A 14,418-nucleotide genomic window follows, 5' to 3' on the forward strand; every position below is an offset into this window, starting at 1 on the left:
TATGACAGCCGCATTTAGCGAGTTTATGCGTCAATACAAGATGACCGGTAGCGAAAAGGCGGACGGTTACAGCCAATCCGCTTTTATTGGATTGGATGAGCATGAAAAAGAAGAGGTCTTTAACATTTTAGCGACGGAGCTTCCCTATTCAGTTCAATGGCTATTTTTTCTAAATAAAGAAAGAGCCTTGCCTCTTGTTAAACAAGAAGAAAAAAAATTGCGTGGTGATGGGTATGCACGCGTGTACATGCTTCAGGAAGAGTTACTCGATCACACAGGCGATCTTTCCTATCAAAAACATATGATTGAAGATTACCCGAGTTACGTTGATTACCTAAAACCATTGGTGGTAGATGCAATTGGCCGAACGCCTCCGACCGTAGAGTCAGTTAGCTTTCTTAAACACGTTATCTTGACCGAAACCGACAGTGATGCGGTAGCAAGAGCAGCACGCAGATTGCTAAGCGCGCTTAACGTTCCGCGCGTCACCGAAGCTGACCAGACTAACTATAGAAAGTTAATCGGAGAATTGCGAAGCGACAACATCAAGGAGAAACTAAATGTCTTCACGCGACTAACAAAGCTTGAAACCGAATTATCATCGAATGCCTGAGTGGGAAATTTTAAACTCATCAAACTCCTGAGATAGGAATTAGCATGGCGCTGCCCATTGTTCGTTTGGGGGACATGACTTCTCATGGTGGCACCGTTATCACCGCATCGCCGACTCACAGTATCGGAGGCATTGGCATCGCACGCATGGGTGACAACATTGCGTGCCCGCTGCCTGGACATGGCGTAAATGTTATTGTCGAGGGTGCGACGACTTATCTCGTTGGCGGACGAATGGTCGCTTTGCACGGTCACAAGTGCGCTTGCGGATGTACGCTTATCTCCAGCCTCGCTTCGGCAACGCACGGTTAGCACATTTTTTGGTATCTTCTGGATGTATCGAAAGATGAAGGGAATATACAAACTGGTGTTCAGAATTTTGAATAACAGTAACTCAAGCAAGGCGTCAAAATCCACCGCAGGCTCGGCACGCTCACGGCGACTGGCCACCCAATGGAGCGCAAATGACAACCCTAAGAGCCTGGATGGGCGAACGCCTTGATACGCCTGAGAAAGCGCGTACCACGCTGTCGAATATTGCTGCCGGTGGTGGCGTAGTTGGTTTTGTCCTAACGCTGGTAGCCGTACTAATCGCTCACGTCTGAGGAAGATCCTCAGACGTACTCTGGCCTGACGCGCAGCGTCAGACCAGCCGGTTTATCCCAACTGATCCTCATACTTGCCCAACCTGACCGCCGAACGCGGCGCTAACTCATGCGCGGCGGTGACGGTCATGCCCAGGTCGTGCAGCTTGCCGTCCTCGATACCGTAGACCCAACCATGCACGGTCACTTCCTGGCCGCGATCCCATGCATCCTGCAGAATCGTGGTCTGGCAAACATTGGACACCTGCTCCACCACATTCAACTCCACCAGCCGTTTCGACCGCTCCTGGCTTGGCATCACATCGCCCATATACCGCTCGTGCTTCTGGTTGACGTCCTGCACGTGGCGCAGCCAATTGTCGACCAGGCCGAAACGCTGGCCGGTCATCGCCGCGTGCACGCCCTTGCAGCCGTAATGGCCGACGATGATCACATGCTTCACCTTCAGCACATCGATCGCGAACTGCAGCACCGACAGCGCGTTCAAATCCGAATGCACCACCACGTTGGCGATATTGCGGTGGACGAACACGTCGCCCGGCGCAAGGCCCAGCAGCTCGTTCGCCGGCACGCGGCTGTCCGAACAACCGATCCACAGATATTCCGGCGCCGCCTGCGTGGCGAGCCGGTTGAAGAAATCCGGATCGCGTTCCACTTCCGATTCGGCCCATTTGCGGTTGTTTTCCAACAGGCCGCGCAACGGGGAATTGCTGATGTCTTGATCGCTCATGAATGCTCCTCTTGTACATAAGAAGACCGCCGAGCCGCCCAAAAAATGGGCTGCGCGGCGGTCCGATATTACGCGTCCTGTGTGACGACTGGGTTACACAAAACCGTTACTCAAAAAAGTCCTTCACCTTGTCACGCCAGGTTTTGCTTTGCGGGCTATGCTTGGCGCCGCCCTCGGTGGTCAGCTTCTCGAAGTCGCGCAGCATGTCCTTCTGCTTCTCGGTCAGCTTGACCGGGGTCTCGACCGCCACGTGGCAGAACAAGTCGCCCGCAAAGCCGGAGCGCACGCCCTTGATGCCCTTGCCCTTGAGGCGGAAGGTCTTGCCCGACTGGGTGCCCTCCGGGATCGTGAACGATACTTTACCAGAGAGCGTCGGCACTTCGATCTCGCCGCCCAGCGCCGCCTTGGCGAAGGAGATCGGCATCTCGCAATGCAGGTCGTCGCCCTCGCGCTGGAACACCGTGTGCGGCTTGATGTGGATCTCCACATACAAATCGCCCGACGGTCCGCCGTTGGTCCCCGGTTCGCCGTTGCCGGACGAGCGGATACGCATGCCGTTGTCGATGCCGACCGGGATCTTCACTTCCAGCGTCTTGTTACGCTTGATGCGGCCCTGGCCCGCGCACGCGGCGCATGGCTCGGGAATGACCTTGCCGGTGCCGTGGCATTTCGGGCAGGTCTGCTGGATGCTGAAGAAGCCCTGCTGCATGCGCACCTGGCCGTGGCCCGCGCACGTGGTGCAGGTGACCGGCGAGGTGCCCGGCTTGGCGCCGGAACCGTGGCAGGTGTCGCACTTGTCCCACGACGGCACGCGGATCGTCGTGTCGAAGCCGTGGGCGGCCTGCTCCAGCGTGATCTCCAGGTTGTAGCGCAGATCGGCGCCGCGATAGACCTGCGGGCCGGCGCTGCGGCCACGGCCGCCGCCACCGAAGATGTCGCCGAAGATGTCGCCGAAGGCGTCGCCGAAACCGCCGGCGCCGCCGCCAAAGCCGCCACCGCCGCCCATGTTCGGATCGACGCCGGCGTGACCGTAACGGTCATACGCCTCGCGCTTTTCCGGATTGGTCAGCATCTCGTAGGCTTCTTTGACTTCCTTGAATTTTTCTTCCGACTCTTTGCTATCCGGATTGCGGTCCGGATGGTATTTCATCGCCAGTTTGCGATAGGACTTCTTGATCTCGTCTTCCGACGCGTTTTTTGCGACACCAAGTGTCTCGTAGAAATCACGCTTTGCCATTTTGTCGGGACCTTGCTGTATTTATACTGTGTGCTGATTACGCTAAAAAGCCGAGCTGGCACCGCTTACACGGCCGCTCGGCTCGGCGCTCGCCGCTTCGTAGGGGAAGCGGCGCTCTTGCGGACAAATTACTTGCTGTCTTTGACTTCTTTGAAGTCGGCGTCGACCACGTCGTCCTGCGGCTTGGCCTGTTCGGCGCCAGCGCCGGCGCCCGGACCACCCTGGCCGCCTTCAGCACCGCCGGCCGCAGCCTGCTGCGCCTGCATGTCGGCGTACATCTTCTCGCCCAGCTTCTGCGAAGCGGTCGACAGCGCGGCCACTTTGGCGTCGATATCGGCCTTGTCGCCCGACTTGATCGAACCTTCCAGTTCGGTGATCGCAGCTTCGATCGCCTCTTTCTCGCCCGCTTCCAGCTTGTCGCCGTATTCGGTCAGCGACTTGCGGGTCGAGTGCACCAGCGCGTCGGCCTGGTTGCGCGATTCGGCCAGCTCTTTCACTTTCTTGTCTTCTTCGGCGTTGACTTCGGCGTCCTTCACCATCTTCTGGATTTCCGCCTCGGTCAGGCCGGAGTTGGCCTTGATCGTGATCTTGTTCTCTTTGCCGGTGGCCTTGTCTTTCGCGCCGACGTGCAAAATGCCGTTGGCGTCGATGTCGAAGGTCACTTCGATCTGTGGCGTGCCGCGCGATGCCGGCGGGATGCCTTCCAGATTGAATTCGCCCAGGCCCTTGTTACCGGCGGCGATTTCGCGCTCACCCTGATAGACCTTGATGGTCACGGCAGGCTGGTTGTCGTCGGCCGTCGAGAACACTTGCGAGAACTTGGTCGGAATCGTCGTGTTCTTGTGGATCATCTTGGTCATCACGCCGCCCAGGGTTTCGATACCCAGCGACAGAGGCGTCACGTCCAGCAGCAGCAAGTCCTTGCGCTCGCCCGACAGCACGGAACCTTGAATCGCTGCGCCGACGGCGACCGCTTCGTCCGGATTCACGTCTTTGCGCGGATCCTTGCCGAAGAACTCTTTAACTTTTTCCTGCACCTTAGGCATACGGGTCATACCGCCGACCAGGATGATGTCGTCGATGTCGGACACTTTGACGCCGGCGTCCTTGATCGCCATGCGGCATGGCTCCATGGTCGCGTTGATCAGTTCCTCGACCAGCGATTCCAGTTTGGCGCGGGTCATCTTCAGGGTCAGGTGGACCGGCGCGCCGTTCGCCATGGCGATGTACGGCTCGTTGATTTCGGTCTGCTGCGACGACGACAGTTCGATCTTCGCGCGCTCGGCCGAAGCCTTGATGCGCTGCAGGGCGATCGGATCTTTTTTCAGATCCAGGCCGTTGATCTTCTTGAACTCGTCGATGATGTAATCGATGATGCGCTGGTCGAAGTCTTCGCCGCCCAGGAAGGTGTCGCCGTTGGTGGCCAGCACTTCGAACTGCTTCTCGCCATCGACATCGGCGATTTCGATGATCGAGACGTCGAACGTGCCGCCGCCCAGGTCATACACGGCGATCTTGCGGTCGCCCTTGTCGTTCTTGTCCAGGCCGAAGGCCAGCGCGGCCGCGGTCGGCTCGTTGATGATGCGCTTGACGTCCAGGCCGGCGATGCGGCCGGCGTCCTTGGTCGCCTGGCGCTGCGAGTCGTTGAAGTACGCCGGCACGGTGATGACCGCCTCGGTGACTTCTTCGCCGAGGTAGTCTTCGGCGGTTTTCTTCATCTTGCGCAGCACTTCGGCCGAAATCTGCTGAGGCGCCAGTTTCTTGTCGCGCACGCCGATCCACGCGTCGCCGTTGTCGGCCTTGGTGATCGTGTAAGGCATCAGGCCGATGTCCTTCTGCACTTCTTTTTCGTCGAACTTACGGCCGATCAGACGCTTCACCGCGAACAGCGTGTTCTTCGGATTGGTCACTGCCTGGCGCTTGGCCGGCGAGCCGACGAGAATTTCACCATCTTCTTGGTAAGCAATGATCGATGGCGTCGTGCGCGCGCCTTCGGCGTTTTCGATTACCTTTGGCTGACCATTTTCCATGATGGAAACGCAGGAATTTGTGGTTCCCAGATCGATACCGATAATTCTACCCATGATTTTTCTTCCTCTTTGCTAAGTTCAGATGGTACTAATATGTGGAAAAGCTGTATGTTTTCAAGTGCTTAAGTTCGGCTGACGGCGAAAAAAATTAAATTAGTCAACCTCGCCCGGCATCACTTCGCTTGCGCGGCGGTCACGATGGCGGGACGCAGCAGGCGGTCCGCGATCATATAACCTTTTTGCAGCACGGAAACTACGGTATTGGCTTCCTGGTCCGCCGGCACCACGGCAACGGCTTGGTGCTTGTTCGGATCGAGCTTGTCGCCTTGCGCCGGCTGGATCTCCAGCAGACGGTTTTTCTCGAACGCCGACGTCAGCTGCTTGAGCGTCATTTCCACCCCTTCCTTCAGCGATTCGACCGATGGCGACTCGACCTTCAGGGCCATTTCCAGGCTGTCTTTGACCGGCACCATCGCTTCGGCGAAGCTTTCAACCGCAAACTTATGCGCCTTGGCAACGTCTTCCTGGGCACGGCGGCGGATGTTCTCGCTGTCGGCTTTGGCGCGCATGAACGCGTCATGCATTTCCGCCAGACGTGCTTCGGTGCTGGCCAGCTGTTCTTCCAGGGAAGGCTGCTGGTCAGGAGTCGATGGCGCGGCCGGCTCGGCGGCCGCTTCCGGATTAGGTACTGCTTGATTTTCCTGATCTTGCATCTAAAGACTCCTACTATCGTATTTGTTTGACATTACTTTTGTTACCGCACTGGCTGCAAGTGGGGCGATATCCTATGTTTTCAAGGGTTATTCTGCCCACCATTTAATCAGCCTGGTCACGGGCCCGCGCCGCGCACGGGCGGCATCGGGCCGATCCAACAGCTGGCTATTTTAACAGGCTGGCACTCACCGACCGCAAGTGCTGATTATCGCGGAACGGGGCAGGTGTGGTGTAGTTGTCACTTTTTCAGCGCTTTGGGCGGCTGCGCCCCGGGACGGCCCTAGTCGGCGGCGCCCAGTTGCAGCGCGGCGGCGCGGCCGGTTTCCGCGTCCTTGCGGCGCTCGTCGTGCTGGGAGGGCGACATCTGGGTCGGCCAGCCGATCATGTGCTGCTCGGCGATCTCGCCCAGCGCGGCGATCCAGTCGGGCGATTCGTTCAGGCAAGGGATGTAATGGAAACTGGCGCCTTGGCGACCGCCCGCCGCTTTTTCGAAGTCGTGCCGCACCTCCATCGAGATCTCTTCCAAGGTCTCCAGGCAATCGCTGATGAAGCCGGGGCACATGATGTCGATGCGCTTGACGCCGTCGCGCGCCAGTTGGGCGACGGTAGGCGCCGTGTACGGCTGCAGCCACTCGGCCTTGCCGAAGCGCGACTGGAAGGTGACCATGTACTGCTCCGGCTTCAACTTCAGCGCGGTGGCCAGCAGGCGCGCCGTCTTGAGGCATTCGCAGTGGTAGGGGTCGCCCAGCATCAGGGTGCGTTTGGGCACGCCGTGGAAGCTCAGCACCAGCTTGTCCGGGCGGCCGTTGGCTTCCCAGTGGGTCAGCACCGAGTTCTGCAGGGCGCGGATATAGGCGTCGTGGTCGTGATAGTTGCGCACGAAACGCAGCTCGGGAATGTTGCGCACCGAGCCGTAGTGCTGGAACACCGCGTCGTAGATCGAGCCGGTGGTGGTGCCGGAATACTGCGGATAGGCCGGCAGCACCAGGATGCGCTCGCAGCCGTCGGCCTTGAGCTTGGCCAGCACCTCGGGAATCGACGGCGAACCGTAGCGCATGGCCATGGCCACGGTCAGGTTCTCGTGGCCGCGTTCGCCGAGCGCGCCCAGCAGGTACCCCGCCTGGGCGGCGGTGTGCACTTTCAGCGGCGAGCCCTCGCGGGTCCAGATGGTGGCGTACTTCTTGGCCGACTGGCCGGAGCGGAACGGCAGGATGATCAGGTTCAGGATGAACCACCAGACCGCGCGCGGGATTTCCACCACGCGCCGGTCCGACAGAAACTCCCTCAGGTAGCGGCGCACCGCCGAGCTGGTCGGCGCGTCGGGCGTGCCCAGGTTGACCAGCACGATCGCGCTGCGGCCGACGGTGCCGTGTTTGTAGGGAGGTTCTTTGGAAAAGGTCATGGGGGCCGATGGCGGTTTGAATAGGACAGTTCGCCATTATAGATAAGAAACGGCAATCACTCCGGGGTCAGGTCCTCCATTGCTGCACAAGCTGGTCCGTTGAGGCATCCATAGCTCGGTTCGTGTAGCAATGGAGGACCTGACCCCGGAGGTATATCAACGCAGCGTCAGCCCGCCCTCCACCACCACGGTACGGTCGGCGCCGGCCGGCAGTTGTGTCGCCTCGTTGTCGTAATCGACCACTTCGGCGCCGGTGGCCGCGTCCGCGTGCGTCACCCGCAGCCGCAGGCGATCGAGCCGCGCGCCTTGCACGGCGCCGCCATCGACGGCCTCGAGCACGAAGCGGTAGCCCGCCCGGCCGTCAAGCCGGCCGGCGCCCACCATCCGCGCCCGGCCCTCGCCGGTCCTGGTGACGCGCGTCACCGCCTCGCTGCGGAAGCGAGACGGCCCGGAGAACCAGGCCACGGGCGCGTCGGCGGCGGCGCCGTCGGGAGGTGCCGCGCCGTCCAGCGGCGCCCACAGCGAGAACCGCAGCGGCGCGTGGTGCGCCCCGCGATGCCCGGACGCCACGCCCCCTGCCAGCGTTCCCTCGCCGCTGAGCGCGGCCCGTCCCGGCCCGGGCACGTAGACATGGCGCCGCAACTCGGTGGCGCGTCCGCCCGAATCGGTGACCACCACCGTGACGGTGTACACCCCCGCCGCGCAGAACCGGTGCCGCAGCCGCACCTGGCCATACCCGCCGGCCTCGATGAGCGTCGGCGCCGGCGACGCGCAGCCGTCGGTCCAGACCGCGCTGGCCCGGTGGGTTTGCGCCCAGGCGTTGTCGACGAAGTTGATCGTCAGCGCCAGCTCCTGGCCCAGTTCGACCACGTTCGGCAGGCCGGCGATCGGGCCCAGCACTGGCGCGTCGGTGCCGCGCAGGCCCGGGCGCAGCATGACCAGCCCGGCGTTCGAGTTCGCCAGTATCGTGCCGCCGTCATTGATCGCCAGCGCCTCCAGCAACTCCAGGCCGGCCGGCGCCCGGTACAGGCGCATGTTCAGGTCGACCGGCATGGCGGTGAACGAGGGCCAGCGCACCGCGCGCCGGCCCTCGCCGGTCGCGCGCAAGGTCAATCCCGCGATCTCGCCACGCTCGTTGATATCGGCCGCGTGGCTGAACAGGCTCGCGTCGACCGGCAACCGCACCAACCCGCGCCCCAGGGTCCACTGGAACGCCTTGCGCTGCCCGCCGGTCTCGCCGCTGCCGACCAGCGCACCGCGATTGTTCAGGTCGCCGAAACGGTAGTCGACGCCGGCCTCGATCCGCAGCGTGCCCGTGGCGCGGCCCCAGAACAAGCCATCGAAGTTGGCGAAAGGCATATCGGCGATGATGCCGGCTACTTCGTTGCGGTCGTTGATGCGTAAGCCGTACCCTAAGCCGCCGGGGGCCGGCGTCAGGTCGGTCTGGGCGCCCGCCCGGTCCCACAAGACGGCGTGGGGCAAGGTATCTTCGCTGGCGCCGCTGGTGAAGCCGGTCGAGTAGCCAAGCAGGTTGATGGCGTTGGCTTGGGCGTACGGCGCGAGCGGCGGCCCGAGCTGCGTGACGCTGCCGTCCGGATTCCAGCGCACCGCGCGCGAAGCGACGTCGGCACCGGACACCTGGCCGACGATCTCGTTGCGGTTGTTGACGTCCCGCGCCGCCGACGGCGGCGGCCCCGGCAGCGCGCGCATGCCGCCGGCCTGCGTCCAGGCGTAGGCGCGCGGGCCGGTTTCGGCCGGGCCGGTCGAGGCGCCCACCACCATGCCGCGGCTGTTCAATCCGAGCACCGACGTAAAACCGCCGCCGAGCGAGCCGATGGGCCGGATGCGGTCGCCGTCGAAGAAGCGACTGTTAGTGTTGGGAAAATCTTCGTCGGTGAACGCCGCCTGGCCGCGCTCGTTGAGCAGCGCCGCGGTCGGCTCCGGTCCCAGGTTGATCACCGTGTAGAGGCCGGCGGGCAGTTGCCCGGCTTGGTTGTTTTTCGGCTCGGCCGGCGTGGTTTGTGCGCCGGCCCAGAACGGCAGCGACGCGAGCAACGCCGCCCCTAACGCGGCGCCCCGGCGCGTGCCGAGGCCGCACATCGATGGAGTGTGCATGATGGATTTTCCTTGCAAAAGATTAGCGCAAGCGGGCGCCTGCACCGACGGGACCGGCTCGCGTGGAAAGCGCGCCGGTCCCGCACCCTCGCTGCCGCTAACGGCGCACCGTCAGCCCGCCCTGCGCGACGGCCGCGCGATCGGCGCCGGCGGCCGCGCCCGGCGTGCCGTTGTCATAGTCGACCACCTCGGCGCCGCTGGCGGTGTCGAGGTGCGTCACCCGCACCCGAAGCCGGTCGGCGGCGGCGTTCCCCGCACCGCCATCGACCGCCTCCACGACGAAGCGGTAGCCGTCGCGGCCGTTGAGCCGGCCCGTGCCCTCCACCCGCGCCTGGGCGTCGGTCGATGTCGCCAGCGTTACCGTCTCGCCGTGGAACTCGAACGGACCGGAAAAGCGGACCACGGGCTTGCCGGCGGTGGCCGCCGCCTCGCCCAGCGGCGCCCACAGCGCAAAGCGAAGCGCGCTGCTCCGCCCCCTGGTCCCGGCCGCCGTCGCACCGGCCAGCGTGCCTTGGCCGGTGAGCGCGGGCGCAGCGAACGGCACGACCAGGAAGTTGCGCCAGGTTTCGGTGGAGCGCCCGCCCGAATCGGTGACCAGTACCTTGACGGTGTGATAGCCCCCGGCGCAGAAGTTATGTTGCAGCCGTATCTGGCCGGTGCCGCCGCCCTCGCCGACCGTGGTCGACGACGACGGGCAACCGTCGGTCCAGACCGCGCTGGCCGTGTGGGTTTGCGTGGTGTTGCTGTCTGAGAAATTGAGCGTCATCGTCAGATCCTGGCCGAGATCCACCACCGCCGGCAAGCCGATGATGGGGCCGAGCACGGGCGCGTCGGTGCCGCGCCGGCCGGGGCGCAGCAAGACCAGGCCGGCGTTAGAGTCCGCCAGGATGTCGCCGCGTTCGTTGATGCGGTAGGCCGCCCGCAATTCCAGGCCCGCCGGCGCCCGGTACAGTTGCGTGGTCAGGTCGATCGGCACGGCGGTGTACGACGGCCACAGCGCCGCGCGCCAGGGCGCGCCCTCGGCCGCGGCGATCGCGCCGACGATCTCGCCCCGGTCGTTGATGTCGTACGCCTGGCTGATGGTGCCAAAGCCGAGCGGCAACGGCACGATGCCGCGCCGCAAGGTCCAATAGAAGCCCCGGGGCCGGCCGGCGATCTCGGCGCTGGCGACGATTTCGCCCCGGTTGTTGATGTCGCCCAGCCCGAATCCGGGGCCGGCATCGATGCGCACGGTCCCGGTCTCGCGGCTCCAGAAAAACCCCTCGATGCGGCCGGTGGGGTAGTTGAACACGCCGGCCACTTCATTGCGTTCGTTGATGCGCAGGCCGAATCCGTCCCCGCCGTCGAACGGGCCCAGGTCGGTCTGTGCGCCGTTCCGGTCCCAGAATGTGGCATGGGCGCGGATGTCGCCGTTGGCCACCGTCGTGTAGCCGGTCGAGGCGCCACGGTTGTTGATGGCGGTTCCTTCCGATACGAAGGCTGGAAGCGGCCCCAACAATGTCGTGCTGCCGTCCGGATTCCAGCGGATGGCGCGCGCGAGCACGCCGGGCGCCGAGACCCAGCCGACGATCTCGTTGCGCTCGTTGATGTCGAGCGCGGCCGACGGCACGGCGCCGGGCAGCAGGCGGATGCCGCCGGCCAGCGTCCACGAGAACGCTCGCGGGTCCATCTCCGTCTCGCTCCTGGTAGACCCCACCACCACGCCACGGTCGTTCAATCCGGACACGAGCGTGAAACCGCCCTCGGTCGGGCCGATCGGCCAGATGCGCTCGCCGTCGAAGAAGCGGCTGACGGTGTCGGGGGCGTTGAAGCCGGTGAACGCCACCTGGCCGCGCTCGTTGAGCACGGCGTTGGCCAACTCCGGCCCCAGGTTGATCACCGTGTAGAGGCTGGCGCGCTGCTGGTCGATGGGCTTGGCTTGCGGCTCGGCCGCCCACGACGGCAGCGACGTGAACAAAGCGGCGATGGCGGCGGCGATGAAGCGGCGGCGCGCTCCGGTGTTGCGGATCGATTGAAGTTGCATGATGGCTTCCCCTTGCAAGAAAATGCGCGCAAGCAGGCGCTTGCACTGCAGCCACTCGGGTCGCGTCGGGAACGCTGGTCCGGTGCTGCCTCCAACTCTAGGCGCACGCGGCGGGTTGGCGCTGATGAGGCGCAAACGTACCGGCGACAGTGGCGCAGGTCTTTCGGGCAAGGTTGAGGAGGGGAATTTCGTGGGGCGGTATTGCATGCGTCGACGTGACGCATGCAATGGCGGATTACGCTTCGCTAATCCGCCCTACGTGATTTAGAACTGATCCTGCGCTATCGATCAGGAGGCGAGCAGCTCGCGGGCGTGCTTGCGCGTGGTGGCGGTGATCTCCAGGCCGCCCAGCATGCGCGCCACTTCCTCCACGCGGGCCTTGGCGTCGAGCACGTCGATGCGCGAGGCGGTCTTGCCGTTGTCCAAAGTTCCTTTGGCGACCTGGAAGTGCTGGCCGGCCTGGCTGGCGACCTGCGGCAGGTGCGTGACGCACAGCACTTGCCGCTCCTGCCCCAGGCGGCGCAGCAGGCGGCCGACCACTTCGGCCACGCCGCCGCCGATGCCGCTGTCGACCTCGTCGAAGATCAGCGTCGGCGTGGTGGTGGCGTTGGAGGTGATGACGGAAATGGCCAGCGAGATGCGCGCCAGCTCACCGCCCGACGCCACCTTGGCCAGCGGCCGCGCGGCCACGCCGGCGTGGCCGGCCACCAGGAACTCGACCTGCTCCAGGCCGTGCGCGGTCGGCTCGGCGGCGTTGAGCGCGACCTCGAATCGCCCGCCCGTCATGTTCAATTCCTGCATCGCCTTGGTGACCGCTTCGCCCAGCTGGCGCGCGGCCTGCGCGCGCGTGGCGCTCAGGCGCCCGGCCACGTCCATGTAAGCAGCCTTGAGTTTTTCCTCCTGCTTGCGCAAGCCCTCGATATCGCTGGCGTCGGCGATTTGCGTCAGGCGCTCGGCCAGCTTCGCGTGCTCCGCCGGCAGATCCTCCTCGGTGACGCGGAACTTGCGCGCGGCCGAATGGATCGCCTCCATCCGCGACTCCACCTGGCGCAGCCGTTCCGGGTCCAGGTCGACGCGGTCGAGGTAATCGTTGATCGCGTACACCGCCTCCTGCAGCTGGATGCGCGCCGGTTCGATCAGGTCGACGATGGCTTGCAGGCCAGTGTCGATGTTGGCCAGCTTGCCGAGTTTCTGGTTGAGCGACGACAGCTGCGACAGGATAGGATGGTCCTCCGATTCCGACAGCGCGGCCAGCGCTTCCTGCGCGCCTTCGAGCAGGCTGGCGGCGTGCGACAGGCGGCTCTGCTCATTGGTCACCTCGGCCCATTCGCCCGGTTTGACAGCCAGCTTTTCCAGCTCGTTGACCTGCCACTCCAGGCGCTCGCGCTCATACAGCACATTGGCGGCGTTGGTTTCGAACTCCTGCAGCTGCCTGGCCAGCGCGCGCCACGCCTTGTGGCTGGCCGCCACCGCCTTGACGTCGGCGCCGGCGCCGGCCTGGCCGTCGAGCAGCACGCGCTGCGCCTCGGTTTTCATCAGCGACTGGTGCGCGTGCTGGCCGTGGATGTCGACCAGCATGTCGCCCAGCTCGCGCAGCTGCGAGGCGGTGGCGGCGATGCCGTTGATGTAGGCCTTGCTGCGGCCGGCGTTGTCGATCACGCGGCGCAGCAGCGCGCCGCCCTCGTCCACCGAAAACTCGTTGGCGGCGAGCCAGTCGCGCGCCTGCTCGCTGACGGCGAAATCGGCCGTGATGTCGGCCTTGGCCGCGCCTTCGCGCACCACGCTGGCGTCGCCGCGCCCGCCCAGCGCCAGGGTCAGCGCGTCGATCAGGATCGATTTGCCGGCGCCGGTCTCGCCGGTGAAGACGGTGAAGCCGGCGGAAAATTCCAGTTCTATCGAGTCGACGATGACGAAATCACGGATGGACAGGGTACGGAGCATGGATGCCTGGGGGTGATGGTGAATGCGGGTTAATTGAGTTTGCCTTCGCCCGACGGATACTCGTTCCAGTGGAGCTTTTCGCGCAGCGTGTTGAAGTAGTTCCAGTCCTCCGGATGCAGGAAGGTGATCGCGTGCGGCGAGCGCTGGATCACGATCTGGTCCTGCGTTTGCAGGCTGGCGAAGGTTTGCATGTCGAAGTTGACGCTGCAATCGCGCCCGCGCACGATCTCGATGACGATCTGGCTCGATTCGGGCAGCACGATGGGGCGGTTCGACAGCGCGTGCGGCGCGATCGGCACCAGCACCACGCCGCCCAGGCTCGGATGCAGCAGCGGGCCGCCGGCCGACAGCGCGTACGCGGTCGAGCCGGTCGGGGTGGAGATGATCAGGCCATCGGAGCGCTGGTTGTACATGAAGTGGCCGTCGACGTCGACCCGCAGTTCGGCCATGCCGGCGCCGGCGCCGCGCGCGACGACGACGTCGTTGACGGCCAGGCCGAAGTGGATGTCCTTGCCGTCGCGGCGCACCCGCCCCTCGAGCAGGGTGCGGCGTTCGGCCTTGTAGCTGCCGCCGAGGATCTTGGCCAGCACGTCGAGCATGCCCTCGAGCGGGATGTCGGTCATGAAGCCGAGGCGTCCCTGGTTGATGCCGATCAGCGGCACGTCGAAGGGCGCCAGCTGGCGCGCGATGCCGAGCATGGTGCCGTCGCCGCCCATGACGATGGCGGCGTCGCATTCGGCGCCGATCTCGCTGGCGCTCATCGCGCGCACGCCTTCGAAGCCACCGGCCAGGTGCTCGGCGGTCTGCTCCTCGAACACCACCGTGCGTCCGCCCCGGCGCAGGAAGTCGACCACGCTGCCCACCGAGTCGGCGATGCCGTCGGTGTTGGGGCGCACGGCCAGTGCTATGGTTTGAAAATCGGCGTGCGTGGCGGTCATAAAAGTCTCGGCAAAAAGGTGGGATCGACGACACGCAGCAGAGTAACCCATAACGCCGGCTTCTGCCATCA

11 protein-coding genes are annotated in these 14,418 nt (G+C 64.2%); 2 read left to right on the forward strand and 9 right to left on the reverse strand.

The features are described 5' to 3' along the window. The first annotated feature begins 1 nt into the window (after position 1). Positions 2–613 carry a hypothetical protein gene (locus NHH88_30805; GenBank protein USX13981.1) on the forward strand — a complete coding sequence of 204 codons (612 nt, stop codon included), beginning with the start codon at positions 2–4 and terminating at the stop codon, positions 611–613. A 44-nt stretch (positions 614–657) separates the two neighbouring features. Then, a complete protein-coding gene (locus tag NHH88_30810; protein ID USX13982.1) occupies positions 658–924 on the forward strand; it encodes a PAAR domain-containing protein in 267 nt (88 codons plus the stop codon). Between the two features lie 345 nt (positions 925–1,269). Here NHH88_30810 and can read toward each other — a convergent pair whose 3' ends face one another. The 9 genes from can to NHH88_30855 all read right to left on the reverse strand — a co-directional run bounded on the left by can (position 1,270) and on the right by NHH88_30855 (position 14,347). Beyond that, positions 1,270–1,947, reverse strand: a complete 678-nt coding sequence (gene can, locus NHH88_30815) for a carbonate dehydratase (protein ID USX13983.1) — start codon at positions 1,945–1,947, stop codon at positions 1,270–1,272. 106 nt (positions 1,948–2,053) lie between these two features. Then, complete coding sequence (gene dnaJ / locus NHH88_30820; GenBank protein USX13984.1) at positions 2,054–3,184, reverse strand: molecular chaperone DnaJ; 1,131 nt, start codon at positions 3,182–3,184, stop codon at positions 2,054–2,056. A gap of 128 nt (positions 3,185–3,312) precedes the next feature. Then, complete coding sequence (gene dnaK, locus NHH88_30825) at positions 3,313–5,268, reverse strand: molecular chaperone DnaK (protein ID USX13985.1); 1,956 nt, start codon at positions 5,266–5,268, stop codon at positions 3,313–3,315. A gap of 119 nt (positions 5,269–5,387) precedes the next feature. Continuing rightward, a complete protein-coding gene (gene grpE / locus NHH88_30830; GenBank protein USX13986.1) occupies positions 5,388–5,927 on the reverse strand; it encodes a nucleotide exchange factor GrpE in 540 nt (179 codons plus the stop codon). Between the two features lie 281 nt (positions 5,928–6,208). Then, a complete protein-coding gene (hemH, locus tag NHH88_30835) occupies positions 6,209–7,330 on the reverse strand; it encodes a ferrochelatase (GenBank protein ID USX13987.1) in 1,122 nt (373 codons plus the stop codon). Positions 7,331–7,486: 156 nt separating this feature from the next. After that, on the reverse strand, positions 7,487–9,445 hold the full coding sequence (locus NHH88_30840) for a DUF3466 family protein (GenBank protein ID USX13988.1): 1,959 nt from the start codon (positions 9,443–9,445) through the stop codon (positions 7,487–7,489). A gap of 97 nt (positions 9,446–9,542) precedes the next feature. After that, positions 9,543–11,468, reverse strand: coding sequence for a hypothetical protein (locus tag NHH88_30845; protein USX13989.1), 1,926 nt, complete (start codon positions 11,466–11,468; stop codon positions 9,543–9,545). Positions 11,469–11,756: 288 nt separating this feature from the next. Then, on the reverse strand, positions 11,757–13,409 hold the full coding sequence (recN, locus tag NHH88_30850) for a DNA repair protein RecN (GenBank protein ID USX13990.1): 1,653 nt from the start codon (positions 13,407–13,409) through the stop codon (positions 11,757–11,759). Between the two features lie 29 nt (positions 13,410–13,438). Further along, positions 13,439–14,347 carry an NAD kinase gene (locus NHH88_30855; protein ID USX13991.1) on the reverse strand — a complete coding sequence of 303 codons (909 nt, stop codon included), beginning with the start codon at positions 14,345–14,347 and terminating at the stop codon, positions 13,439–13,441. Positions 14,348–14,418: the final 71 nt, after the last annotated feature.

This window comes from Oxalobacteraceae bacterium OTU3CAMAD1 (assembly GCA_024123915.1).
Lineage (GTDB): Bacteria > Pseudomonadota > Gammaproteobacteria > Burkholderiales > Burkholderiaceae_D > Rugamonas.